This is a genomic window from Streptomyces sp. NPDC059166, from assembly GCF_042755185.1.
In the GTDB taxonomy this organism is placed as follows: domain Bacteria; phylum Actinomycetota; class Actinomycetes; order Streptomycetales; family Streptomycetaceae; genus Streptomyces.
In genome coordinates, this window is record NZ_JBHZCI010000018.1 from 58,707 (window position 1) to 82,543 (window position 23,837).

At 70.9% G+C, this 23,837-nt stretch carries 19 protein-coding genes and 1 riboswitch; of the genes, 15 read left to right on the top strand and 4 right to left on the bottom strand.

Translation table 11 applies throughout. The features are described from left to right. Nucleotides 1-90 precede the first annotated feature (90 nt). From ACFXOA_RS15900 to ACFXOA_RS15915, 4 genes are all read left to right on the top strand, one after another. The gene (locus ACFXOA_RS15900) at nt 91-711 is read left to right on the top strand and encodes a hypothetical protein (protein ID WP_385027667.1); all 621 of its coding nucleotides are present in this window, start codon (nt 91-93) and stop codon (nt 709-711) included. Further along, nucleotides 708-2,252 (top strand): protein kinase, encoded by a 1,545-nt coding sequence (locus ACFXOA_RS15905; protein WP_385027670.1) that lies wholly within the window; start codon nt 708-710, stop codon nt 2,250-2,252. The genes ACFXOA_RS15900 and ACFXOA_RS15905 overlap by 4 nt, the downstream gene beginning before the upstream one ends. A gap of 169 nt (nt 2,253-2,421) precedes the next feature. Next, nucleotides 2,422-3,078 carry a SurA N-terminal domain-containing protein gene (locus tag ACFXOA_RS15910; RefSeq protein WP_385027673.1) on the top strand — a complete coding sequence of 219 codons (657 nt, stop codon included), beginning with the start codon at nt 2,422-2,424 and terminating at the stop codon, nt 3,076-3,078. Nucleotides 3,079-3,106: 28 nt separating this feature from the next. Beyond that, complete coding sequence (locus ACFXOA_RS15915; protein ID WP_385027676.1) at nt 3,107-4,108, top strand: nucleoside triphosphate pyrophosphohydrolase; 1,002 nt, start codon at nt 3,107-3,109, stop codon at nt 4,106-4,108. 69 nt (nt 4,109-4,177) lie between these two features. Here the strand turns inward: ACFXOA_RS15915 and ACFXOA_RS15920 are convergent, their stop codons facing one another. Further along, on the bottom strand, nt 4,178-5,431 hold the full coding sequence (locus ACFXOA_RS15920; RefSeq protein ID WP_385027679.1) for a cytochrome P450: 1,254 nt from the start codon (nt 5,429-5,431) through the stop codon (nt 4,178-4,180). 475 nt (nt 5,432-5,906) lie between these two features. On the opposite strand from ACFXOA_RS15920, the gene ACFXOA_RS15925 reads away from it, so the two are divergent. The 8 genes from ACFXOA_RS15925 to ACFXOA_RS15960 all read left to right on the top strand — a co-directional run bounded on the left by ACFXOA_RS15925 (nt 5,907) and on the right by ACFXOA_RS15960 (nt 15,272). Then, nucleotides 5,907-6,881 (top strand): transglycosylase family protein, encoded by a 975-nt coding sequence (locus ACFXOA_RS15925; protein ID WP_385027682.1) that lies wholly within the window; start codon nt 5,907-5,909, stop codon nt 6,879-6,881. Nucleotides 6,882-7,171: 290 nt separating this feature from the next. Beyond that, nucleotides 7,172-7,341: riboswitch (cyclic di-AMP (ydaO/yuaA leader) on the top strand. Next, nucleotides 7,342-8,034, top strand: coding sequence for a transglycosylase family protein (locus ACFXOA_RS15930; RefSeq protein WP_385027685.1), 693 nt, complete (start codon nt 7,342-7,344; stop codon nt 8,032-8,034). A gap of 369 nt (nt 8,035-8,403) precedes the next feature. Then, entirely contained in the window at nt 8,404-9,690 is a 1,287-nt protein-coding gene (gene eno, locus ACFXOA_RS15935) for a phosphopyruvate hydratase (RefSeq protein WP_356880541.1), read from the top strand. A 91-nt stretch (nt 9,691-9,781) separates the two neighbouring features. Then, nucleotides 9,782-10,252, top strand: coding sequence for a septum formation initiator family protein (locus tag ACFXOA_RS15940; RefSeq protein WP_385027688.1), 471 nt, complete (start codon nt 9,782-9,784; stop codon nt 10,250-10,252). A 70-nt stretch (nt 10,253-10,322) separates the two neighbouring features. Further along, nucleotides 10,323-10,865 carry a DUF501 domain-containing protein gene (locus ACFXOA_RS15945; protein WP_385027869.1) on the top strand — a complete coding sequence of 181 codons (543 nt, stop codon included), beginning with the start codon at nt 10,323-10,325 and terminating at the stop codon, nt 10,863-10,865. Nucleotides 10,866-10,902: 37 nt separating this feature from the next. Then, nucleotides 10,903-11,844, top strand: coding sequence for an exopolyphosphatase (locus ACFXOA_RS15950; protein ID WP_385027691.1), 942 nt, complete (start codon nt 10,903-10,905; stop codon nt 11,842-11,844). Between the two features lie 461 nt (nt 11,845-12,305). Beyond that, on the top strand, nt 12,306-13,688 hold the full coding sequence (locus ACFXOA_RS15955) for an NAD(P)/FAD-dependent oxidoreductase (protein ID WP_385027694.1): 1,383 nt from the start codon (nt 12,306-12,308) through the stop codon (nt 13,686-13,688). Nucleotides 13,689-13,967: 279 nt separating this feature from the next. After that, nucleotides 13,968-15,272, top strand: a complete 1,305-nt coding sequence (locus ACFXOA_RS15960; RefSeq protein WP_385027697.1) for a class I SAM-dependent methyltransferase — start codon at nt 13,968-13,970, stop codon at nt 15,270-15,272. Nucleotides 15,273-15,345: 73 nt separating this feature from the next. Here ACFXOA_RS15960 and ACFXOA_RS15965 read toward each other — a convergent pair whose 3' ends face one another. From ACFXOA_RS15965 to ACFXOA_RS15975, 3 genes are all read right to left on the bottom strand, one after another. Next, nucleotides 15,346-17,880 carry an ABC transporter permease gene (locus ACFXOA_RS15965; protein WP_385027700.1) on the bottom strand — a complete coding sequence of 845 codons (2,535 nt, stop codon included), beginning with the start codon at nt 17,878-17,880 and terminating at the stop codon, nt 15,346-15,348. 68 nt (nt 17,881-17,948) lie between these two features. After that, the gene (locus ACFXOA_RS15970) at nt 17,949-18,716 is read right to left on the bottom strand and encodes an ABC transporter ATP-binding protein (RefSeq protein WP_385027703.1); all 768 of its coding nucleotides are present in this window, start codon (nt 18,714-18,716) and stop codon (nt 17,949-17,951) included. A 70-nt stretch (nt 18,717-18,786) separates the two neighbouring features. Next, nucleotides 18,787-19,896: a LacI family DNA-binding transcriptional regulator gene (locus ACFXOA_RS15975; protein ID WP_385027706.1), complete on the bottom strand. Its 1,110-nt coding sequence runs from the start codon at nt 19,894-19,896 to the stop codon at nt 18,787-18,789. Nucleotides 19,897-20,118: 222 nt separating this feature from the next. On the opposite strand from ACFXOA_RS15975, the gene ACFXOA_RS15980 reads away from it, so the two are divergent. The 3 genes from ACFXOA_RS15980 (at nt 20,119) to ACFXOA_RS15990 (ending at nt 23,836) form a co-directional block, all read left to right on the top strand. Next, entirely contained in the window at nt 20,119-21,855 is a 1,737-nt protein-coding gene (locus tag ACFXOA_RS15980) for an ABC transporter substrate-binding protein (RefSeq protein ID WP_385027709.1), read from the top strand. 83 nt (nt 21,856-21,938) lie between these two features. Further along, nucleotides 21,939-22,934, top strand: a complete 996-nt coding sequence (locus ACFXOA_RS15985) for an ABC transporter permease (RefSeq protein ID WP_385027712.1) — start codon at nt 21,939-21,941, stop codon at nt 22,932-22,934. Next, nucleotides 22,931-23,836: an ABC transporter permease gene (locus ACFXOA_RS15990; RefSeq protein WP_385027715.1), complete on the top strand. Its 906-nt coding sequence runs from the start codon at nt 22,931-22,933 to the stop codon at nt 23,834-23,836. The genes ACFXOA_RS15985 and ACFXOA_RS15990 overlap by 4 nt, the downstream gene beginning before the upstream one ends. Nucleotide 23,837: the final 1 nt, after the last annotated feature.

The following is a 23,837-nucleotide window of genomic DNA, read 5'->3' on the forward strand; positions in this document are numbered from 1 at the left end:
ACAACGGTTGTGCACAACCCCGGACCGGTTGTCCGTGTCGGTGTATACGCTCACTGCACACGTCCGACCCACGCCATCCGGGAGCAGCACATGCACGGCTACGGCTATCCGCCGCAGCAGCAGCCGAAGCGTCGCCCGTCCCCGGCCACGCTCGTCACGCTGCGCGTGGTCTTCGTGGCGCTCGCCCTGTTCAGCTGCACCTTCCTGAGCTGGGCGGCCATGCTGAGGCTCGCGATCGTCACCCGCAAGCCACGCGACTGGTGGATGTTCGGCCTCGTGCTCGCGCTGGACGTCGGGCTCGTGGTCTACCTGGGCCTCCTCCCGACCGAGGAGGGGGAGGAACTGACGGACGGCCAGGCGGTCACCATGCTCGTCTGGATGCTGGTCATCTTCGCCGGGACGGTCACCTACTACCTGTACACGGAGATCCGGCACTTCGGCCCGCAGCCCGGCCCGGCCCCCGTCGCGTACCCGAACCCGTACGCGGGCGGCGGCCCCGGCATGCCGACGGCCGGCGCACACGCCCAGCATCCGACCATGCCCGCCGGACACCGGCCGTCGTACGGCTACCCGCCCGCCCCCCGGCAGGACCCCGCACCCACCCCGCCCCCCGACCCGCCGAGGGCCACCCCTCCCCGGCGGCTCGACCAGGTGCGGGCGGAGCTCGACGAGCTGAGCGACTACCTCCGCAAGGAGGGTGACAACCGGTGAACGGGCGGGTCATCGCCGGGCGTTACGAGCTGGCGACCATCCTCGGCCAAGGCGGTATGGGGCAGGTGTGGACCGCCTACGACCAGCGCCTCGACCGCCGGGTCGCCGTGAAACTGCTGCGCCCCGACCGGGTCGCCGGTCCCTCGGGAAGCGACGCGGCCGACGACCTGCGCAGGCGGTTCGTCCGCGAGTGCAGGGTCACCGCACAGGTCGACCACCCCGGCCTCGTCACCGTCCACGACGCGGGCAGTGACGGCGAGGACCTCTACCTCGTCATGCAGTACGTCGAGGGCGCCGACCTCGCCGACCACCTGGCCGAGCACGAGCCCTACCCGTGGACCTGGGCCGTGGCCGTCGCCGCCCAGCTGTGCGCGGTGCTCTCCGCGGTGCACGCCGTGCCGATCGTCCACCGCGACCTCAAGCCCCGCAACGCCATGATCAAGCCCGACGGCACCCTCACCGTGCTCGACCTGGGCATCGCCTCCGTCATGGACACCGACACCACACGCCTCACGCACACCGGCTCACCGATCGGCTCCCCGGCCTACATGGCCCCCGAACAGGCGATGGGCGGCGCCGTGGGCCCGTACACCGACCTGTACGCCCTCGGTGTGCTGCTGCACGAACTCCTCAGCGGGAACGTGCCGTTCGCCGGCTCGACCGCACTCGGTGTGCTCCACCGCCATCTCTACGAGCCTCCCCTCCCGGTGCGCCAGCTCAGGCCCGAGGTCCCCGAGGCGCTCGAAGCGCTCGTGCTGCGCCTGCTCTCCAAGGACCCCCAGCACCGCCCCGCCTCCGCCCAGGAGGTCTACGAGTCGCTGCGCCCCCTGCTGCCCGCCGGCGGATCGCCGTCCGGGCCGCTCGACCCGACCCGCCCGTTCCTCCGGCCCCATGCCCCCTGGCCCGACCGTCCCGCCGTCCCCGCGCCCGCCGCCGTACCCCGGCAGGTCCCCGAGCCTCCCCGGACACCGCCCGCCAGGCCCGACGTGGCGCGCGCCGTCGACGAGGTCAAGCGGCTGCTGGGGGAGGGCCGCATCACCCAGGCCGTCGACATCCTCGGGGGCATCCTGCCCGCCGCGGCGGCCGAGCACGGCGAACACTCACCGGTGGTCCGCATCCTGCGCAAGCAGTACGCGGCCACCCTGATGGACGACGGCCAGTACCGCCGGGCCCTCCCGGAGCTCCGCCGCCTCGCCGAGGACCGCGCCGCCGAGGCCGGCCCCGCCGACTCGCAGGCCCTGCAGTTCCGCTACGACGCGGCGCAGTGCCTGGAACAGCTCGGCGAGGCTGCGTCGGCCCTCGCCGAGTACCGTGCCGTGCTCCCCTCCTACGAGAACGACCGCACGAGCCCGGGCCGGGCATTCGACATCCGGCACCGGATCGGCCACCTCCTGCTCGCGGTCGGCGACCACACCGCCGGCCGGGCCCAGCTCCAGGCCCTGCTCTACGACACCGAGCGCGCCTGGGGCCCCCACCACGCCCTTCCCACCGAACTGCGCCGGCAGCTGACCCACCACCAGGACGTACGCGGTTCCGTGTGAGGCGGAATCGGCGGGAACGCGCACGACCGAAGGGATTTCGCCCCCGACCCCGCACCGACCGGTCCGGAAATCGTTGGTCGAAGCAGTGGCCCGAATCACGTCCACTGCCTAACATCGATCACCGCAAGGCTTTGTGCACTGATGCACAAACTCTCCCCGGGAGGCTCCTTTGCACCGCCGTCGTCGCACCGCGCTCGCCCTCTCCGCCGCCACGCTCGTCGCGGCCCCCCTCCTGACCGCCTGCGGCAGCGAGGCCCACCCCGGTGCCGCGGCCGTCGTCGGCGGCGAGCGGATCGACGTGGCGACGGTCCAGCAGCAGGCGTCGGACGTGCGCAGTGCCCAGCAGGAATCCGCGCAGTCCGAGGAACTGGTGAAGAAGTCCGGTCAGCTGAACCGGGCCAAGCTGCACAGCCTGATCTTCGGACGGGTCCTGGACCGTGCGGCGAAGGACGCCGGGGTGACCGTCAGCCGCAAGGAGATCCAGCAGATCCACTCCGCCGCCGCCTCGCAGTCCGGCGGCGACCAGGGCCTGCGCACGGTCATGCTGGAACAGCGCTGGGTCGCCCCCGGCCAGATCGAGGACGACCTGCGCAAGGAGGTCCAGCTCCCCAAGCTCGCCCGGGCGCTCGGCGCGGACCTGCAGACCCCGGACGGCCAGCAGGTGGTGGGCAAGGCGCTCACCGAGGCGTCGAAGGCCCTGCACATCGACGTCAACCCGCGCTACGGCAGCTGGGACGACCAGAAGGTCCAGCTCAGCACGTACAAGGCCCCGTGGATCACCCAGGTCACCACCTTCCCGGGCCAGGACCCCCAGGCCGGAGCCTGACCCCGGCACGCGGAGGTAGGTTCGGGGTGTGAACGCTGAAGACCCCGGCCGCATCGTCCTGCTCACCTCCAGCCACCGTGTCGCCCCCGGACTGCTGTCCTGGCCCGCCTGGCAGACGCTGCACGCGGCAGACCGCGTGCTGTGCGCCGACCGGGACCACCCCCAGCTCCCCTACCTGCGGGAGGCCGGGATCGCCGTGGAGCACACCGCACCCCCGGCCGAGGAACTGGTCGACGACTGTGCGGGTGCCCGTACCGTCGTGGTCCTGGTGGGCGGCGAGGGCGACCAGCGGCTCACCGACGGCCTGGCCCGGCTGGGGGGTTCGGGCCGGGTACGGATGCCCGACCTGGAGCTGCTGCCCGGTTCGTACGACCTGCCGGGCGCCCGGCTCCTGGATCTGGTGCAGGTCATGGACCGGATCAGGCTCGCCTGCCCGTGGACGTCGCGGAAGACGCACGAGGGCCTCGCGAAGTACGCCATCGAGGAGGCGTACGAACTCGTCGAGGCCATCGAGGACGGCGACCGCGAGGAACTGCGCGAGGAGCTCGGGGACGTACTGCTCCAGGTCGTCTTCCACGCACGCATCGCGCAGGAGGACCAGGAGGAGCCGTTCGGCATCGACGACGTCGCGGCCACCATCGTCGAGAAGCTGATCCACCGGCACCCGCACGTCTTCGGGGACGAGACCGCCGAGACCCCGGAGGACGTGCGCGCGCACTGGATGCGTACGAAGGCGATCGAGAAGCAGCGGGAATCGGTCACCGACGGGGTGCCCCTCGGGCAGCCCGGTCTCGCGCTCGCGGCCAAGCTCGGCAGCAGGGTGCGCGCCGCCGGTCTCGACGTCGCCCTCCCCGAGGGCGACGCGGCCGGGACCGAGGGGACCGGCTACCGGCTGCTGGCCCTCGCCGTGCGCGCCGAGGAGGACGGTATCGACCCGGAGGCCGCCCTGCGGGCCGCCGCCCGTACCTACCGGGACGCCATCCGGGCGGCGGAGGGGCTCACCGGGGGGCGGGACCGCGTCGAGGGGTGAGCGACGGCTCCGGACCGGACCCCGGCCCGTCGCCCCGGGCTCCGCGCCCGGGAGGACGAACGGGGCGGGTCACGACCGGCCGGCGGCCGACTCCGGGGCGAACTCGACCGGGAGTGTCCGCAGCCCACGCATGATGAGCCCGCCCCGCCACCGGAGATCGTCCGGCTCGACCGCCGGCCGAAGGTCCGGCAGCCGGCGGAACAGCGTCTCCAGGGCGGTGCGCCCCTCCAGCCGCGCAAGGGGCGCACCGAGGCAGTAGTGGATGCCGTGGCCGTACCCGAGGTGCTGGTTGTCCCGGCGGACGAGATCCAGGGTGCCCGGCTCAGGGAAGCGTTCCGGATCCCGGTCGGCGGCGGCGAGCACCACCAGGACGGGGTCCCCCTCGCGGATGGCTCGGCCGCCGATCTCGAGCGGCTCGGTGGCGTACCGCCAGGTGGCCAGCTCCACCGGGCCGTCGAAGCGCAGCAGTTCCTCCACGGCGCCGTCGAGAACCGCGCCGTCCCCCCGTTCCACCGCGTCCTGGAAGACGGCTCGTTGAGCCGGATCGCCGAAGAGCGCGTGGACGCTGTTGCCGATCAGGTTGATGGTCGTCTCGAAACCCGCGAAGAGGATCACGAAGGCCATCGCCGCCGCCTCGTTCTCCGTCAGGTGCTCACCGTGGTCGGACGCGCGGATGAGGTCCGAGATCAAGTCGTCCCCGAGGTCCGCCCGCTTCCGGTGGATCAGCTCGGTGAGGTACGTGCGGATCCTCTTGACCGAACGGGCGACTCCGCCCCGTGGGCCTCCGCCGTGGCGGATCATCATCCCGGCCCAGTCTCGGAAGTCGTCCTGGTCCTCGGGGGGAACGCCCAGCAGGTCGCAGATCGCGTAGATGGGGAGGGGGAAGGCGAAGTCGTGGATGAGGTCCGCGCTCCCCTTCTCGGCGAAGGCGTCGATGAGGGAGTCGGCCAGCTCCTGCACGCGCGGAGCGAACGCGGCGACCCGGCGCGGGGTGAACGCCTTGGACACGAGCCGCCGCAGCCGGGTGTGGTCGGGAGGGTCGATGTTGAGGAGATGGGTCATCAGGTTGGCGCTGCGTTCGCCGGGGATGCCGGTCCTGCTCTTCCCCCGCGCGTCCTGCGCGTGGTGTGCGGGATTCTTCGAGAGCCGGCTGTCCGCCAGGGCCTGGCGCGCATCCGCGTACCGGGTCACCAGCCAGGCCTCGACACCGCTGGGCAGCACCGTCCAGTGCACGGGGCTGTGCTCGCGGAGCCAGTCGTAGGCCGGGTACGGGTCGGTCGCGAACTCCCAGGTGAAGAGTTCGGGCTGCGGAGTGCGGTTCACCGGACGACAGTACCGGGCTCCGGCTCAGGCTTCCCTCCCCGCGCGGGGCTGTGACCGCCGTCCCGGCGCAGGCCGGCGACGGCCCCGGCGATCTCAGTATGCGGACGGCCTGGATCTCGCGCGCGGTGACGGTCGGTGCCGCGGAGAAGGGGCCGGTACCCTCCGCCGCCCGGACGCCCGACAGGCCCGCCGGGAGGGGCGGGTGACGCGGGCGACGCCGCCCCGGCGCCTTCCCGACCTGCGGATCGCCGTGGATGGGGCCGATCCGGGACGGCGTGGCGGTCTCGTCATGCGTGGACTGTGCACGCTTCCCGTGGAGTTCGGGACGCGCCTCCCCGCCGTCAGAAGTGACACTCTGTCAACTCTGTGACTTTCACGTGATCTCCGCTGCATCGACTTGTGACACACGTTCGAGTAGGGCTAGGTTCACCCCTCGACCCACCCGTCACATGTCAGTCACACGGAAGGCAATCCCATGGGCTCCGCGAACGGCAGACACCGTCGCCCTCGCCAGGCACCCGCGATCGTCGTCGCCGCAGGCGTCACGGGATCGGCCATCGCCATCCCCCTGCTCGGCGCGGGCGGCGCGCAGGCCGCCGAAGCGACCACCTGGGACAACGTCGCCGAGTGCGAGAGCGGCGGCATGTGGAGCGCCGACCTCGGCAACGGCTACTACGGCGGTCTGCAGCTCTCCCAGGAGACCTGGTCGGCCTACGGCGGTACGCAGTACGCCGCCCGGGCCGACCTCGCCAGCCGCTCGCAGCAGATCGCGGTCGCCGAGAAGGTGCTGGACGACAAGGGCCCGCAGGCGTGGGCCAGCTGCGCCGTGATCTCCGGGCTCGCGCTGGACGGCACGCTGCCCGGCGTGGATCCGGGCGACGAGCCGTCCGACGACTCCGCGGACAGCGCCGGGCCCTCCGAGGACCCCTCGGCCGAGGCCGGTGGCGCGGCGGACACCGCGGACGGCGACGACGCCTCCGCGGGGAAGGACGCCGCGGAGGGGAAGGCGTCCGCCGGCAAGGAGGACGCGAGCGGGAGCGAGAAGGGCGGCGAGTCCGCGGCCTCTCCCTCGGCCTCCCCCTCGGCGACGCCCTCGCCCGAGGACTCCCAGGCACCGAAGGGCGGGAAGCACCGGGGTGCCCCCGCGCCCGAGGAGGGCGCCGATTCGGCGCCCGGCACCGGACGCGACACCGCCCGCCACGCCTCGCGCGGCGACTCCGGCGCGCGTGAGGGCGCGGAGGACGCGGAGGGCACGTACACCGTCCGCGAGGGCGACAACCTGTGGGCGATCGCCGACGCGCAGGAGCTCCCCGGCGGGTGGCCGGCCCTCTACGAGGCCAACAAGGACGAGCTGGGTCCCGACCCGGACCTGATCCTCCCCGGCCAGAGCCTGGACCTGGGTGTCGGCGACAGTGCCCAGGACGCTTCGGCGGAGACCCCCGCCAACTGATCCAAAGCGTTGAAACACCCCGAAATCGGGGGCAGTTAAGAGGCCTATGTCCACTTATGCGTAAGTGAGACATGGGTCTCTTTGCGTCGGTCGGCGCGTCTCGGGCGTCCGGTCCGTCCGTATTGGCTCCGACCTGCGAAAACGATCCTTCGCGCCGCTTCGTTACGGGCTGATTGGTCGTTATGTCCATCTTTGAATGTGGGCGTTGCGTGTGATTACCGTCGGAGCCGCTCGCACCGCGGGCACCTTCGACCGTCACGCCGAATCCTGCCGTCGGTCGAGGGGTACCGACGCGTAAAGCGCCGTAGGCAGGAGCGGGGGACCCAGGTAGGTGCCGGACCCGGACGTCGAGAGACGGAGGGGGACGGCTAGGGGTGGAGCCGCCCGCGGGAGCGGGTGGCCGGGCAACTCACAGGCCCGAACCCGACAGCTCACCTCGTAGGCGTCGGTGAGGAGAACCATGCTGCTTTCCAGCACGGGCAAGCACCGTCGCCCGTCCAAGGCCGTTCGGATCGCGACCCTGGCCGGTGTCGCCGGTGCCGCCGTCGCCGTGCCGCTCATGGGCGCGACCAACGCCTCCGCCGCCTCCGTGGACACCTGGGACGCCGTCGCCCAGTGCGAGTCCGGTGGCAACTGGTCCATCAACACCGGCAACGGCTACTACGGCGGCCTGCAGTTCTCGGCGTCCAGCTGGGCCGCGGCCGGTGGTACGCAGTACGCCGCGCGCGCCGACCTGGCCACCAAGGACCAGCAGATCGCGGTCGCCGAGAAGCTGCTCGACATGCAGGGCCCGGGCGCCTGGTCCTGCGCCTCCGCCGGCGGCCTCACGAACGACGGTGTGGACCCGGGTGTCGACACCGGCTCCGCCAAGAACGGCGACACGGCCCCGAAGGCCGCGCCGGAGCGCAAGGCCGAGCAGCCCACCACGCGCAGCGAGAAGCGCACGGCCCCCGAGAAGACCGTCACCACCCCCAACGGCAAGAAGGTCGCCAAGGGTGACGGCGAGTACAAGGTGAAGGCCGGCGACACCCTCAGCAAGATCGCCGACGCGAAGAAGGTCAAGGGCGGCTGGAAGAAGCTGTTCAAGCTGAACGACGACATCGTCGAGAAGGCCGACCTGATCTTCCCGGGGCAGCAGCTCCACCTGAAGTAGTCGGAAGCAGCCCGGGGTCTTCCTCCTGCCCCGGAGGGCCCGGCCCGGCGTGCAGACCCCCCGCACGCCGGGCCGGGCCGTTCCGCACCCGCCGCGAGGGTGCGGGATCAGGGGCGCCGCGCACCCGGGAGCGCGGCCACCGCCCTCCCGGGAGCGGGCCACCGCTCACCCGTGGAGGCGAGCGTTCAACTGTTGTGGTTACTGTCCAGTAAGATTCTGGAGATTTGTCCGTAATGCAGGCCCTCGGGTCCTTTTTCGTCCCAGGGGACGGGCGGACGGCCGACGGAGCGGGCCGGGCCGGTTAGGCTCGTGACGCAAGGCCACAGTGACCCTGCCCAATCAGTGTCAGATCCCAGAAGGAGATGCCTCGTGCCGTCCATCGACGTCGTCGTAGCCAGGGAAATCCTCGACTCCCGGGGCAACCCCACGGTCGAGGTCGAGGTTGGCCTCGACGACGGCAGCACGGGACGTGCTGCTGTTCCGTCCGGAGCCTCCACCGGCGCGTTCGAGGCCATCGAGCTTCGCGACGGTGACCCCAACCGTTACCAGGGCAAGGGCGTCGAGAAGGCCGTCCTCGCCGTCATCGAGCAGATCGGCCCGGAGCTCGTCGGCTACGACGCCACCGAGCAGCGCCTCATCGACCAGGCGATGTTCGACCTGGACGCCACCGAGAACAAGGGCTCCCTCGGCGCCAACGCCATCCTCGGCGTCTCGCTGGCCGTGGCCCACGCCGCGTCCGAGGCCTCGGACCTCCCGCTCTTCCGCTACCTCGGCGGCCCGAACGCGCACCTGCTGCCCGTTCCGATGATGAACATCCTGAACGGCGGCTCGCACGCCGACTCCAACGTGGACATCCAGGAGTTCATGATCGCGCCGATCGGCGCCGAGTCCTTCTCCGAGGCCCTTCGCTGGGGCGCGGAGATCTACCACACCCTGAAGAAGGTCCTGAAGACCAAGGGCCTGTCCACCGGTCTCGGTGACGAGGGCGGCTTCGCCCCCAACCTCGAGTCCAACCGCGCCGCCCTCGACCTCATCATCGAGGCCGTCAAGGAGGCCGGTTACGTCCCGGGCCGCGACATCGCGCTCGCGCTCGACGTCGCCGCGTCCGAGTTCTACAAGGACGGCGTCTACGAGTTCGAGGGCAAGTCCCGCTCGGCCGCCGAGATGACCGAGTACTACGAGGAGCTCGTCTCCGCGTACCCGCTGGTCTCCATCGAGGACCCGCTGTACGAGGACGACTGGGCCGGCTGGAAGGTCATCACCGACAAGCTGGGCTCCAAGGTCCAGATCGTCGGCGACGACCTCTTCGTCACCAACCCGGAGCGCCTCGCCCGCGGCATCGAGGAGGGCTCGGCCAACGCCCTGCTCGTCAAGGTCAACCAGATCGGTTCGCTGACCGAGACCCTGGACGCCGTCGAGCTGGCGCAGCGCAACGGCTTCAAGTGCATGATGTCGCACCGCTCCGGTGAGACCGAGGACGTCACCATCGCCGACCTCGCCGTCGCCGTGAACTGCGGCCAGATCAAGACCGGCGCCCCGGCCCGCTCGGACCGCGTCGCCAAGTACAACCAGCTGCTGCGCATCGAGGAGATCCTCGACGACGCCGCCGTGTACGCCGGACGCTCGGCGTTCCCGCGGTTCCGCTTCGAGGGCTGACAGCCCGAGTCCGGGCACCAGCCTCCGTCCGTCCCCGCATCCGGTCCCGTACCGTGTGCGGGGACGGACGTGCGTGACGGGAGCGTGAGACATGGCCGGGAAGGACCGCGACCGGTTCTCCACCGCGACCAGGCTGCGCCTGCTCGGCGAGCAGACCGCGGCCCGTGTCTACCGGTCCCAGAACCGCCGTCAGGCGCGGCGTTCCCGGCTGACCGGCCGGGCCGCGTTCCTCGCCCTGATCGTCTGCTCCCTCGTCGTCGCCCTCGCGTATCCCATGCGCCAGTACGTCTCCCAGCGCGACCAGATCGCCGAGCAGGAGAGGCTCTCGCAGGAGGCCCGGCAGCGGACCGAGGAGCTGCGCGACGAGAAGGCGCGGCTCAAGGACGACGCGTACATCCGCCGTCTGGCGCGCCAGCACCTGCACTACGTGCTGCCCGGCGAGACCGGCTACACCGTGGTCGACCCGGACGCCGCCGAGGAGCGCCGGGGCGATCCGGGGGCGACGGGCCGCCCGTGGCACTCGAACCTCTGGGACGGCGTCGACAGCGCGGACCGCGAATGACGCGGGGCGCGCGCCGGGCCCGATCCCCGTACCGATTCATACAGTCCGACCGATGACATTCAAGGCAGGCATGGACACGCCCCCTCCGCAGACAGAACCCACCACGCCCACCGCAGCGGACATCGCCGCGTTCGAGCTCCAGCTCGGCCGTCCGCCGCGTGGTCTGCGCGCCATCGCGCACCGCTGCCCCTGCGGCAACCCGGACGTGGTCGAGACCCAGCCCCGCCTGGAGGACGGCACGCCGTTCCCGACGACGTACTACCTGACCTGCCCGCGTGCCGCGTCCGCGATCGGCACGCTGGAGGCCAACGGGGTCATGAAGGAGATGACCGAGCGGCTGACGACGGATCCGGAGCTGGCCGCCGCCTACCGTGCCGCGCACGAGGACTACCTCGCGCGCCGGGACGCGATCGAGGTCCTGGAGGGCTTCCCGAGCGCGGGGGGCATGCCCGACCGCGTGAAGTGCCTCCACGTCCTCGTCGGCCACTCCCTGGTCGCCGGCCCCGGGGTGAACCCGCTGGGCGACGAGGCGATCGCGATGCTGCCCGAGTGGTGGGCCAAGGGCCCCTGCGTCACGCCGTGCGGCGGCGACGCCGAGCCCGACGCGTCCTGACACCCGGCCGCGGTACCCGTACGAACACAGGAGCCCCATGACCCGCGTTGCCGCCGTCGACTGCGGTACCAACTCGATCCGTCTGCTCGTCGCCGACGTGGACCCCGCCACGGGGGACTTCGCCGAGCTCGACCGCCGGATGCGGATCGTCCGCCTCGGCCAGGGCGTCGACCGGACCGGACGGCTGGCCCCCGAGGCGCTCGAGCGCACCTTCGACGCCTGCCGGGAGTACGCGGCCGTCGTCAAGGAGCTGGGGGCCGAGCGGATCCGCTTCGTCGCCACCTCCGCCTCCCGGGACGCGGAGAACAGCGACGAGTTCGTCCGCGGTGTCCTGGACATCCTGGGTGTCGAGCCCGAGGTGGTCACCGGCGACCGGGAGGCTCAGCTCTCGTTCGACGGCGCCACCAAGGAGCTGCTGGGCGCCGACCACCTGGAGAAGCCGTACCTGGTGGTGGACATCGGCGGCGGCTCCACGGAGTTCGTCGTCGGTGACGACCGGGTGCGGGCCGCGCGGTCCGTGGACATCGGCTGCGTACGCATGACGGAGCGTCACCTCGTGGTGGACGGAGCCGTCGTGGACCCGCCGGCCCCCGACCGGATCGCGGCGATCCGGGCGGACATCGGTGCCGCCCTGGACCTGGCGGAGGAGACCGTGCCGCTCTCCTCGGCGGCGACCCTCGTGGGGCTGGCGGGCACGGTCACCACCGTCGCCGCCATCGCCCTGGGGCTGGAGGAGTACGACTCCGCGGCCATCCACCACTCCCGCGTGTCTCTGGAGCGGGTCAGGGAGATCACCGGCGAGCTGCTGGCCTCGACGCACGAGGAGCGGGCGGCGATCCCCGCCATGCACCCCGGCCGGGTCGACGTGATCGCCGCGGGGGCGCTCGTCCTGCTCGCGGTGATGGAGCGGTGCGGCGCCCGCGAGGTCGTCGTCAGCGAGCACGACATCCTCGACGGGATCGCCTGGTCGGCGGCCTGATCGGCGGCCTGATCACAGCGGCCCCGGCCGAGCGGTGAGATCCCGCTCAGACGCACCGTGGCCTGCACTTCTGAGCTCGCACAAGCCCTCCCCGGGGCCGTCCGGGGAGGGCTTCGGCGAGCCGCCGCGACAAGCTTCGTGAACTTCTTCACAAGGAATTCGGCTCTCCTGGGCGAAGTTCTTCGTCCGGGGAGCCGTGCGGGCGGTTCCGGGGGTGCGGAGAGGGTGATGCGGGGGTGTTTCGGCAGTGTGGCGGAAGCGTGTCCCGCGGCGCCGGAGCCCTTGACGCGTCGGCTCAAGGGCCAGCTCACAGGCGGTGAACAACGTTCGCCGACGGCCCGTGGTTCCCCGTCGCAGCCATGACCTGGGTCACGTGGGCGGCGAAGTGTAGCAGAGGGTCGCGCATACCTTGTGAAGGGGCTCACGAGCATGCCCTCCGAGGGGGGTGGATACTCGATGGCATGAGCACCACGGAGCGTCCCAGGATCCTCGTTGTAGGCGGTGGGTACGTAGGCCTGTACGCAGCTCGTCGCATTCTGAAGAAGATGCGGTATGGAGAGGCGACCGTCACGGTCGTCGACCCGCGCTCGTACATGACGTACCAGCCCTTCCTCCCCGAAGCTGCTGCCGGCAGCATCTCGCCTCGGCATGTCGTCGTCCCGCTGCGACGCGTGCTGCCCAAGGCTGAGGTTCTCACCGGCCGTGTCACGACCATCGATCAGGACCGCAAGGTCGCCACGGTCGCGCCGCTCGTCGGCGAGGCCTACGAGCTGCCCTTCGACTACCTGGTCATCGCGATGGGCGCGGTCTCCCGCACCTTCCCGATCCCCGGCCTCGCCGAGCAGGGCATCGGCATGAAGGGCATCGAGGAGTCCATCGGCCTGCGCAACCACGTCCTCGAGCAGCTCGACAAGGCCGACTCGACGACCGATGAGGACGTCCGCCGCAAGGCGCTGACGTTCGTCTTCGTGGGCGGCGGCTTCGCCGGCGCGGAGACCATCGGCGAGGTCGAGGACATGGCCCGCGACGCCGCGAAGTACTACACCAGCGTCAAGCGCGAGGACATGCGCTTCATCCTGGTCGACGCCGCCGACAAGATCCTTCCCGAGGTCGGCCCGAAGCTGGGCGCCTACGGCAAGGAGCACCTGGAGAGCCGTGGTGTCGAGGTCTACCTCTCGACCTCCATGGACTCCTGCGTCGACGGCCACGTCGTCCTGAAGAACGGCCTGGAGGTCGACTCCAGCACGATCGTGTGGACCGCCGGCGTGAAGCCGAACCCGGCGCTGGCCCGCTTCGGCCTGCCGCTCGGCCCGCGCGGCCACGTGGACACCTCGGAGAAGCTCCAGGTCCAGGGCACCGACTACATCTGGGCCGCGGGCGACAACGCCCAGGTGCCGGACATGGTCGGCCGCCGCGCCGGCAACCCGAACGCCTGGTGCCCGCCGAACGCCCAGCACGCGCTGCGCCAGGCGAGGGTCCTCGGTGACAACGTCATCTCCGGCATGCGGGGCTTCCCGCAGAAGGAGTACAGCCACGCCAACAAGGGTGCGGTCGCCGGACTCGGCCTGCACAAGGGCGTCGCGATGATCGTCATGGGCAAGGTGAAGATCAAGCTCAAGGGCCGTCTCGCCTGGTACATGCACCGCGGCTACCACGGCATGGCCATGCCGACCTGGAACCGCAAGATCCGGATCTTCGCCGACTGGACGCTGGCGATGTTCCTCAAGCGCGAGGTCGTCTCGCTCGGCGCCATGGAGACTCCGCGCGAGGAGTTCTACGAGGCCGCCAAGCCGAGCCCGGCTCCCGTCGCGGCCAAGGCCGACGGCGAGAAGGCCAAGGCCTAGCAGCGCCCGTACGTCACCGAAGGGGTCGACCGCCATCCGTGGTGCGGTCGGCCCCTTCGGCGTGCCCGGGACCTCGCAGGCGCGCACCGGCGGCCCCGCAAGTACGTGGTCAGTGAATGTATTTTGCCGTTCCATTGCGCTCCGGCGGGATGGTACAGGCGTCATACGGCGTTGACGCCCGTGTACCTCGCCGTGGCCCCGAGGTGTCGTGGCTCCGGTACGGGTGCGCATATGCGAAATTCAGGCACGTTCGGAAACACCACCACGGAGGTGTGCGCCATGGCCGACGCCGCATCGCGGCTGACCGCTCTCGCCGAAGAGTTGCTCGGAGAACCCCTGCCGGTCCGGATCCGGGCCTGGGACGGCAGCGAATCCGGTCCGCCGGGTGCCCCCACCCTCGTACTGCGTCACCGCCGCGCCCTGCGCCGGCTGCTCTGGAAGCCGGGTGAACTGGGCCTGGCCCGCGCCTGGGTGGCTGGTGAGATCGACGTCGACGGCGATCTCTACGCGGCCCTGGACGCCGTGGCCGCCCTCCTCTGGGAGCGCGGGGCCGAGGCGAAGGACTCCGTCCACCCCGTACGCGACCCGAAGGTCCGCGCCTTCGCCCGCGGACTCCTCGAACTCGCCGGCCCCTGGCCGCCCCCGCCCCCGCCCGCCGAGGAAGTGCGCCGCCGCACCGGCCCACTGCACACCCGGCGCCGCGACAAGGAGGCGATCAGCCACCACTACGACGTGGGCAACGACTTCTACGCCATGGTCCTCGGCCCCTCGATGGTCTACTCCTGCGCCTACTGGCAGGAGGGCGGCACCCTGGAGGAGGCCCAGCGCGACAAGCTCGACCTGGTCTGCCGCAAGCTCGCCCTGGAGGAGGGCGACCGCCTCCTCGACGTCGGCTGCGGATGGGGCTCCATGGCCATCCACGCCGCCCGCGAGTACGGCGCCCGGGTCACCGGGGTGACCCTCTCGACCGAGCAGGCGGCCTTCGCCCGCAAGCGGATCGCCGAGGAGGGCCTCACCGACCGGATCGAGATCCGCGTCCAGGACTACCGGGACGTCAAGGACGGTCCGTACGACGCCATCTCCTCCATCGGCATGGCCGAGCACGTCGGCTCGGTCCGCTACCGCGAGTACGCCGACGACCTCTACGCGCTCCTGAAGCCCGGCGGGCGGCTCCTCAACCACCAGATCGCGCGCCGGCCGGAGAAGGACGAAGCCGCCTACCGGATCGACGAGTTCATCGACGCCTACGTCTTCCCCGACGGCGAACTCGCCCCGGTCGGACGCACCGTGGCCACCCTGGAGGAGGCCGGCTTCGAGGCCCGCGACGTCGAGGCGATCCGCGAGCACTACGCACTGACCCTGCGGCAGTGGGTGGCCAACCTGGAGAGCCACTGGAAGGAGGCCGTCCGGGCCACCTCCCCCGGGCGGGCCCGCGTCTGGCGGCTCTACATGGCGGCCTCCGCGCTCTCCTTCGAGCACAACAGGATCGGGGTCAACCAGATCCTCGCGGTCCGCCCGCGGGAGGGCGGGCCCAGCGGCATGCCGCTCAGGGCCCGTGACTGGACGGCCTCGCGCAAGGGCTGACCGGTACCGGACGGAAAGGGGGCGGTACCCGCGTGTGCGGGTACCGCCCCTCGCGCTCCCGCGCGTCCGGCGCCTACTCGGTCTTGATCGCCGTCAGCATGTTCAGCTTCGCTCCGCTGCGGGCGGGCCACAGCGAGGCCAGGACACCCACCAGCGCGGCGAGGGCCAGGAACACCGCGAGCCGGTCCCACGGGACGACCAGGGCGTAGCCGGGGACGCTCTCGGCGAGGGTCCGGCCGATCGCCCAGCCGAGGAAGACGCCCAGGCCGATCCCGATCACCGCGCCGAAGACCGAGATGACGACCGCCTCCAGCCGGATCATCCGCTTGACCCGGCGCCGGTCGAGACCGATCGCGCGGAGCATGCCGATCTCCTGCTGCCGTTCGAACACCGACATCGCGAGGGTGTTGACCACCCCGAGGACCGCGATCAGCAGGGCCATGGCGAGCAGCCCGTACATGATGTTCAGGGCGGTGTTCACGAAGCCGCCGAACATGTCACGGATGTCCTGCCGGTCCATGACGCTCATCGCCGGGTTGTCCCCGAGCGCGTCCACGACCGCCTGTTCACGGGCCTTGCTCGCGCCGCCTTCCGTCTTGATCCAGATCTCACGGATGTCGGGGCGGGCGGTGGTGCTGTGCGCGTCCGCCAGGTCCTTCGGGATCAGGAAGGGGGAGAGGAACTCGTTCTCCTGGTAGACGGCACCGACCTCGAGCTCACCCTTCTTCTTGTCGTCGAAGGTCACCGGGAGGGTGTCGCCGGTCTTCCAGCCGTTCGACTTCGCGGTCTTCGAGCCGACCGCCACCCGGCCGTCCTTCAGGGAGCCGAGCGAACCGGAGACGGTCTTCAGGGCGAAGACCTTCTCCACGTCGCCCGGGGTGACGCCGGAGGCCGAGTGGTACTTCCCGTCCACCTCGAACCAGGCCGCCTGCTGCGGGGAGACGGCGGTGACGCCGTCGGCCTTCTCCAGGGCGGTGAGCGCGGACGGGTCGAGCGCTCCGCCACTGGCCATCGAGACCATGTAGTCGGCCTTGATGTTGTCCGTGGTCATCTTGTCGACGGCCTGGCCGAGCGTCACTCCCAGCACCGAGATGCCGGTGACCAGGGTCAGCCCGATGGCCAGCGCGGAGGCGGTGGCACCGGTGCGCCGCGGGTTGCGGACCGCGTTCTGCGAGGCCAGCTTGCCGGAGACACCGAACAGCTTCCCCAGCGCCGGCCGTACGAGGGCGACGGCCGGGCGGGAGAGCAGCGGGATCAGCACGATCACGCCGATCAGGGCGAAGAAGGCGCCGGCCGCGACGAGGTACCGCCCGTCACCGCCGCCGACCGCCGCGCCCCCGACGATCCCCGCCGCGCCGATCAGCGTGATCACGGCGCCGATCGAGTTCCTGACGACCAGGGAGCGGGTGCTCGCCGTGGCGTGCACGCTGCTCATGGCTGCCACCGGGGCGATCTTCGCGGCCCTGCGGGCGGGCAGCCACGCGGCGATCACGGTGATCAGGATGCCGACGGCGAAGGCCGATCCGATCGCGGCCGGCGAGACGACGAGCGGGCCTGCGGGGATCTTGCCGCCGATCACACCCATCGCGGAGCGCAGCCCGGCGGCGAGCGCGACACCCAGGCCGAAACCGATGACGGAGGCGAGTGTGCCGACGACGGCCGCCTCGACCAGCACCGAACGCTTGACCTGGCGGCGGGAGGCGCCGATGGCCCGCATCAGGGCCAGCTCGCGGGTCCGCTGCGCGACCAGCATCGTGAAGGTGTTGGCGATGAGGAAGACGCCGACGAACAGGGCGATCCCCGCGAAGGCCAGCAGCATGGTGTTGAGGCTGGTGAGCCCGCTCTCGATCTGCTTCGCCTGCTCGTCCGCCAGCGCCCGCCCGGTCTGCGCGGTCGCGCCTTCGGGGAGCAGCGGCTCGATCGCGTCCAGCAGCTTCCGGTCGGAGGCGCCGGCCGCGGCGGTCACGGTGACGTCCTTGAAGACGCCGGGCTTCAGGTAGAGCCCCTGCGCGGTCCGGGTGTCGAACAGCACGAGGCTGCCACCCGCGTTGACCGCGCCGTCCTCGGTGGTGAAGACCCCGGAGAGGGTGTACTCCTCGACCGGCCCGTTGGTGGCGACCCGTACCTGGTCGCCGACGCGGTACCCGCCCTTCTCCGCGGTGTCCCGGTCGAGCGCGATCTCGTCGTCACGCCCTGGACCGGCTCCGTGGGTGAAGGCGTAGCGGGCGTCCTGACCGCCCTTGCCGGGCGCGTAGTTGGCACCCGTGTTGGACCAGCCGTTGCCGATCAGCTTGCCGTCCGGACCGGCGACGCCGGCGAAGCCGGACACCCGCCCGGTGGCGGAGGCGACGCCGTCCAGGGCGCGGATCCGGGCCAGCGTGGAGTCGTCGATGCCGGGGGTCCTGCCGTCCTGGTCGCCGGCCTGGGTCGAGACGGCGACGGCGACGTCGTCGTAGCTCTTCGCGGACTGGTTGCGGAAGGCGTTGCCGAGGGTGTCGGTGAAGACCAGGGTGCCGGAGACGAAGGCGACGCCGAGCGTGACGGCGAGCACGGTCATCAGCAGCCTGGCCTTGTGCGCGAGCACGTTGCGCAGGGCGGTACGGAACATGTCTGTGTGTCCTGGGGATGGGTTCGGGACGGCGTACGGACGCCGGGGAGGGGGCGGCGGGCGCGCGCTCAGCTGGTGCGGCCCTTGGCGTCGAACGCCTTCATCCGGTCGAGGACACCCTCTGCGGTCGGGTTCGGCATCTCGTCGACGACGGCGCCGTCCGCGAGGAAGACCACGCGGTCCGCGTAGGAGGCGGCGACCGGGTCGTGGGTCACCATCACCACGGTCTGGCCGAGTTCGCGCACGGAGTTGCGCAGGAAGCCGAGGACCTCGGCGCCGGACCTGGAGTCCAGGTTCCCGGTCGGCTCGTCACCGAAGATGATCTCCGGCTGCGAGGCCAGGGCGCGGGCGACCGCCACACGCTGCTGCTGGCCGCCGGAGAGCTCGGTCGGCCGGTGCTTCAGCCGCTCGGACAGGCCGACCATGGCGATGACCTTCCGCAGCCAGTCGGCGTCGGGCCTGCGCCCGGCGATGTCCATCGGCAGGGTGATGTTCTCCAGTGCGGTCAGCGTCGGCAGCAGGTTGAAGGCCTGGAAGATGAAGCCGATCTTGTCCCGGCGCAGCTGTGTGAGCTGCTTGTCCTTCAGGGACCCCAGCTCGGTGTCCCCGATGCGTACGGAGCCGCTGCTGAAGCTGTCGAGACCGGCGACGCAGTGCATCAGGGTCGACTTGCCGGAGCCGGACGGACCCATGATGGCGGTGAACTCGCCCTGCGGGAAGTCCACGGACACCCGGTCCAGCGCGACCACCTGGGTCTCCCCCTGGCCGTAGACCTTCGACAGCTCCGACGCGCGGGCGGCGACCGCGGTGGTGCGGTGGGCGGTGGTGGTGGTCACAGGGGTGCTCCTGGTTCGGGTGGCGCGTTCGGGGACCTCCCCATCGTCGCTCCCGTACGGCGCCCGGACGTCACCCCCCGAGCCCGTTTCCGGGGCCCCCTTGAGTCGCACCCGCGGGGCGGGTCCGTAGTCCTGAGGTAGGAGAGGAACCCTGAGCTCCGGTGCGCGGCGCGGCCGTGGAGCCGCGGGGCACCAGGCGGGCGGCGGTGTCCTCGAACCCGGGGGCCGATCCGTCGGTCACCATGGCGAGCAGGGTGCGGGCCGCGTGGGAGCCGTACGCGGGGATGTCCCTGCTCAGTGCCGTCAGAGAGGGCCGGACCACCCGGGAGAGCTGGGAGTCGTCCCACGCGACGAGCGAGAGGTCGGCCGGCACGTCCAGTCCCATCTCCTGGGCGACGGACAGGCCCGCCACGGCCATGATGTCGTTGTCGTAGATGACGGCGGTGGGCCGCGCGGCGGAGCTGATCAGCCGCCGGGTGGCGTGCGCGCCCTCGTCGCCGGAGTAGTCGGTGTGCACCACCACCGGCTCGTCCAGACCGAGTTCGGCGCTGATCTCGCGCTGCGCGCGGTCGCGCAGCCGGGTGTGGGCCAGCTCGGGCAGCCCGGCGACCCGGGCGATCGAGCGATGGCCGAGCGCGCTCAGATACGTCAGGGTGTCGCGCAGTGCCGCCGAGTCGTCCGACCAGACGGGGGTGAGCGCCCCGGCGGCGGAGGGGTGGCCGATCGCGACCGCCGGCAGGCCCAGCTCGACGACGCCCTCGATCCTCGGGTCGGGGCAGCGCAGATCGGCGAGGAACACCCCGTCCACCCGGCCCTCTCCCCACCACCTCCGGTACACCTCCAGCTCCTCCGCGGGGTCGGCGACGACCTGGAGGAGCAGGGCGCGGCCACGGGCGGACAGCTCGGTCTCGATGCCGCTGATCAGCTCCATGAAGAAGGGCTCGGTGCCGAGCATCCTGGCCGGCCGCGAGAGGGCGAGTCCCACCGTGTCGGCCCGCGCCCGGGTCAGGGCACGGGCGGCGCTGTTGGGGCGCCAGCCGATCTCCTCGGCGATGGCCTTGATGGAGGCGCGGGTCGCCGGGGAGACGCCCGGGCGGTCGTTCAGGGCGTACGACACCGCGACCTTCGAGACCCCCGCGCGACGCGCGATGTCGGCGATGGTGGGGCGCTGTCTGGGCATGCGACCTCGCTTAACCGGTTCCTTTTCGTGATGCATCCTAGCCGCACCACCCTGACCTCTGTCTTCCTCCGGGCGGTCCAGACCTCTCCGAAAGGTCCTTGAGAAAACTCGGTTGGGAGCGCTCCCGCTCCCTTGACAGCGCCCTGGGGTGCCCATACCTTCGCCGCACTTACCCGGTTCAGTAACTCCGCTCGCAGGGACGGCGGGGGAGAAGGAGGGGTTATGGGTACGCGTACCCGGCTGCGTGTCACCACCGCGCTCGCCGTGTTCACGCTCGCCGCCACCGCCTGCACGGGGGGCGGCGGCACGGGCGCGGGTGGCACCGGTGGTCCGGTGGGCAAGGGCGGCTCGCTGCCGCGCAACGAGACGCTCTACACGACCGGCACCCAGTGGGGGCCGCCGGCCAACTACAACCCGCTGCGCAACTGGGACCACGCGACCGGCACCAAGGGCCTGGTCTACGAGACGCTGTTCCACTTCGATCCGAACGAGGGCAAGCTCACGCCCTGGCTCGCCGAGTCGGGCAGCTGGACCGGTGACAAGACGTACGAGGTGAAGCTGCGCCAGGGCATCACCTGGGCCGACGGCAAGCCGCTCACCGCGAAGGACGTGGCGTACTCCTACGGCCTCGGCAAGATCGAGGCGTCCTCCTTCCACTCCCTGTGGAGCTGGCTCTCCGGCGCCGAGGCCGTGGACGACACCACCGTCCGCTTCACCTTCAAGGAGGCCCGCTACCAGGAGTGGGACTACACCCTCTACGGCCAGCCGGTCGTCCCGGAGCACGTGTGGGGCTCGCGCAGCGACGAGGACGTACTCAACGGCGTCAACGACAAGCCGGTCGGCAGCGGGGCGTACAAGCTGAAGAGCAAGTCCCAGGACCGCGTGGTCTGGGAACGCCGTGACGACTGGTGGGGCACGAAGGCGCTCGGCATGACGCCCGCCCCCCGCTACATCGTCGACGTCTCCAACCCGAGCAACGAGGTGGTCATCGGCCAGCTCGGCCAGGGCCAGCTGGACCTCAGCAACAACTTCCTGCCGGGAGCCTCCTCGCTGATCAAGAGCAAGAAGGTGGTGTCGTACTACGACAAGGCGCCCTACATGCTCTCGGCCAACACCGCCTGGCTGGTGCCCAACACGACGAAGAAGCCGATGGACGACGCCGCCTTCCGCCGGGCGCTCGCGGCCTCCGTCGACACCGCGAAGATCGTGAAGGGGGTCTACGGCGACCTGGTCAAGCCGGCCTCCCCGACCGGTCTGCTGCCCCAGTGGGAGCAGTACGAGGACAAGGCGCTCATCGCGGAGAAGGGCTTCACGCACGACGTCGCCGCGGCGAAGAAGGAGCTCGCGGATGCCGGCTTCGAGGACAAGGACGGCGACGGCTTCGTCGAGAACAAGGACGGATCGGCCCTGAGCCTGAAGCTGGCGGTGCCCTCCGGCTGGACGGACTGGATGGAGGCGGCCAAGGTCATCGCCGCCGGCGCCAAGGAGGCGGGCATCAAGGTCTCCACGGAGTTCCCCGACCAGAACGCGCTCAACGAGCAGCGCGGCAAGGGCGACTTCGACCTGGTCATCAACAACGAGCGCCAGCTGTCCAACACCCCATGGACGTACTACGACTACGTCTTCCAGCTGCCGGTCCAGAAGCAGCAGAACACCGTCAACTTCGGACGGTACGAGAACGAGGAGGCCTGGAAGCTGGTCCAGGAGCTCGGCGGGGTGAAGACCGACGACACGGCCGGCATGAAGGCGGCGGTCTCGAAGATCCAGGACATCCAGCTGACCGAGATGCCCATCATCCCCCTCTGGTACAACGGCCTCTGGTCGCAGGCCACCACCGGGGCGTGGAAGAACTGGCCGTCGGACGCCGACGGCGCCCCCAAGTCCGCGCCCGCGCTCTGGCGCAACTGGCTGGAGATGGGCGGCTTCGAGACGCTCACCCAGCTGAAGCCCGCCCGGTGACGTCACCGACTCCATGACCGCCCCGCCGTGCGCGCCCACCTGACCGCGCGCGCACGGCGGGGCTCTCCACCAGGGGAGCACCCTTGCGCCGCTACTTCGCCCGCAAACTACTCGTCTACGCGCTGACGTTCGTCGTCGCCGTCACCGTCAACTGGATGATCCCGCGCTTCATGCCGGGCGACCCGGTCTCCGCCATGGTCGCCCGCGCCCGGGTCTCGCAGCCCGAGGCAGCCGAGGCCATGCGCACGTACTACAACAACCTCTTCGGCTTCGACGAGCCGCTGTGGCAGCAGTACCTCCACTTCTGGGGCGCGCTGTTCCAGGGGGACTTCGGGATCTCCGTCTTCGTCTTCCCCACACCCGTCGGAGACGTCCTGCTGGACGCCCTCCCGTACACCCTCGGCCTGATGATCCCGGCCATCCTGCTCAGCTGGTTCGTGGGCAACTGGATCGGCGCCCTGTCCGCCCGCCGCAAGGTCCTCGACAACACCGTGCTGCCCGCCGGGTATCTGCTGACCGCGATGCCCTACATGTGGATCGCCGTGATCCTCGCCTGGGCGCTGGGAGCCAAGGCCGGCTGGTTCCCCATATCCGGGGGATACAGCCTCGACACCCAGCCCGGCATGAGCGCGGCGTTCGCGCTGGACGCGCTGCACCACTGGGTGCTGCCGTTCCTCTCGCTCTTCCTCGTCGCGCTGGGCGGCTGGGCCATCGGCATGCGCAACATGATCATCTACGAGCTGGAGTCCGACTACTCCTCCTACCTCTCGGCCCTCGGCGCACCCCAGCGGCTCATCCGCCGCTACGCCTTCCGCAACGCCGTGCTGCCCCAGGTGACGGGGCTCGCCCTCCAACTGGGCGTGCTCGTCGCCGGAGCGCTGGTCACGGAGATCGTCTTCGCCTATCCGGGGCTCGGATCGCTCATCCTGGCCGCGATCCAGAACCAGGACTTCTTCCTGCTGCAGGGCGCCTTCCTCTTCATCGTCATCGGCGTACTGATCGCCAACTTCCTCATCGACGTCGTGTACGTCGTCGTCGACCCCCGCACCCGTACGGGCATGGCAGGAGGCACGTCATGAGCACACTGCCCGAACCGGCCCCGGAGGCGCCCTCGGCCGAGACGCCCGTCGCCAAGCCCGGCAAGGAGTCGCTGCACTACGCGGTCCGCAACCCCAAGCTGATCATCGGGGTGGGCGTGGTCGCCGTCCTGCTCGCCGTCGGCGTCTTCGGCCCGATGCTGCTGGACAACGGCAACCCCAACGAATACGTGGGCCCGCAGGCATCAGCGCCCGACGGCACGTACTGGATGGGCACCACCACCTTCGGACAGGACGTGTACGCGCAGTTCGTGCACGGGCTGCGCGCCACCTTCCTGGTGGGGGCCGTCGGCGGCGCCATCGCCGCCGTCATCGCCATGCTGGTCGGCTTCCTCGCCGGCTACCGGGGCGGAGTCGTCGACGAGGTCCTGAACATGCTCACCAACGTGGTCCTGGTGATCCCCGCACTCGCGGTCCTGCTGATCATCAACGCGTACATGGGGGTGCGGAGCGTCGCCGTGCAGGGCCTGTTCATCGGGCTGACCTCCTGGCCCTGGGCGGCCCGGGCCATCCGCGCGCAGACGTTCTCGCTGCGCACCCGCGAGTTCGTGGACCTGGCCCGGCTCAGCGGGAGCAGCACCTGGCGGATCGTCTTCCGGGAGATCGCGCCCAACATGAGCTCCTACCTCTTCATGACGTTCATCCTGCTCTTCGGCGGTTCCATCCTCATCGCCTCCTCGCTGGACTTCATCGGGCTCGGGCCGACCGAGGGCGTCTCGCTCGGCCTGATGCTGCAGAGCGCCCAGCAGTGGAGCGCGCTCCAGCTCGGCATGTGGTGGTGGTTCCTCCCGCCCGGTGCCGGGATCACCGCGATCGTCGGCGCGCTCTACGTCGCCAACGTCGGCCTCGACGAGGTCTTCAACCCCAAGCTGAGGGAGTCCTGAT

Excerpts from the sequence above, each read along its gene's own strand:
- ACFXOA_RS15940 (WP_385027688.1), top strand. The coding sequence starts at position 9,782 with ATGGCCGGGAAGGACCGCGACCGGTTCTCCACCGCGACCAGGCTGCGC.
- ACFXOA_RS15950 (WP_385027691.1), top strand. The coding sequence starts at position 10,903 with ATGACCCGCGTTGCCGCCGTCGACTGCGGTACCAACTCGATCCGTCTG.
- ACFXOA_RS15980 (WP_385027709.1), top strand. The coding sequence starts at position 20,119 with ATGGGTACGCGTACCCGGCTGCGTGTCACCACCGCGCTCGCCGTGTTC.
- ACFXOA_RS15930 (WP_385027685.1), top strand. The coding sequence starts at position 7,342 with ATGCTGCTTTCCAGCACGGGCAAGCACCGTCGCCCGTCCAAGGCCGTT.
- ACFXOA_RS15965 (WP_385027700.1), bottom strand. The coding sequence starts at position 17,880 with ATGTTCCGTACCGCCCTGCGCAACGTGCTCGCGCACAAGGCCAGGCTG.
- ACFXOA_RS15960 (WP_385027697.1), top strand. The coding sequence starts at position 13,968 with ATGGCCGACGCCGCATCGCGGCTGACCGCTCTCGCCGAAGAGTTGCTC.
- ACFXOA_RS15945 (WP_385027869.1), top strand. The coding sequence starts at position 10,323 with ATGGACACGCCCCCTCCGCAGACAGAACCCACCACGCCCACCGCAGCG.
- ACFXOA_RS15955 (WP_385027694.1), top strand. The coding sequence starts at position 12,306 with ATGAGCACCACGGAGCGTCCCAGGATCCTCGTTGTAGGCGGTGGGTAC.
- ACFXOA_RS15900 (WP_385027667.1), top strand. The coding sequence starts at position 91 with ATGCACGGCTACGGCTATCCGCCGCAGCAGCAGCCGAAGCGTCGCCCG.
- ACFXOA_RS15975 (WP_385027706.1), bottom strand. The coding sequence starts at position 19,896 with ATGCCCAGACAGCGCCCCACCATCGCCGACATCGCGCGTCGCGCGGGG.
- ACFXOA_RS15925 (WP_385027682.1), top strand. The coding sequence starts at position 5,907 with ATGGGCTCCGCGAACGGCAGACACCGTCGCCCTCGCCAGGCACCCGCG.
- ACFXOA_RS15990 (WP_385027715.1), top strand. The coding sequence starts at position 22,931 with ATGAGCACACTGCCCGAACCGGCCCCGGAGGCGCCCTCGGCCGAGACG.